1 protein-coding gene is annotated in these 499 nt (G+C 56.3%); it reads right to left on the bottom strand.

Going from position 1 to position 499, the window contains the following annotated elements; translation table 11 throughout:
- The coding region (locus tag AAEY75_RS14120; RefSeq protein ID WP_352259911.1) for a hypothetical protein at window positions 1-499 on the bottom strand (499 nt) is incomplete at both ends.

Genomic DNA, 499 nt, shown 5'->3' with positions numbered 1-499 from the left:
GTGCCAATGCTGGCGTTGATCGCATTGCTGATGCTCATGCTCAGCGCTTCTGAGACCTCATAGATGGCATCGTCATTTGGGGTGATGGTAAAGGTTGGCAGGACGCTGCTACCCGCTGGAATGCTCACACTAACCCCAGCTATGGCATCCGCCACGCTGATGGTCTGCGTGCCATTGGCATCCGTAAAGGTGATGCTGTCGATATCGCTGGCATCGATGTCGCCAAGGTTTAAGGTGGCGGTGACGTTGCTGTCTTTGTCCGTCGCCCCTGTTTGGCTGATGGCAAAGACGAGGCTGTCGCCTGCGCCTTCGGTGGCGCTATCGGTCGTCGCTTCAATGTTCACGACAGGAATCGCGTCACCAGCATCGTTAATGGTGCCGGTCCCTATCACGCCGCCAATCTCAAGCGTGGTGGTTTCATCGTTCTCAAGAATGGCATCAGTAAGCGCAGGATAGCTGACGGTAAAGTCGGTGACCCCAGCAGGAACGGTGATGGTGC

Origin of the sequence: Psychrobacter sp. TB55-MNA-CIBAN-0194, from assembly GCF_040309505.1 — a bacterium.
GTDB classification, from domain to species: domain Bacteria; phylum Pseudomonadota; class Gammaproteobacteria; order Pseudomonadales; family Moraxellaceae; genus Psychrobacter; species Psychrobacter fozii.
Note: the sequence above shows the minus strand (reverse complement) of the source record. Positions and strands in the feature narration are given on the sequence as shown.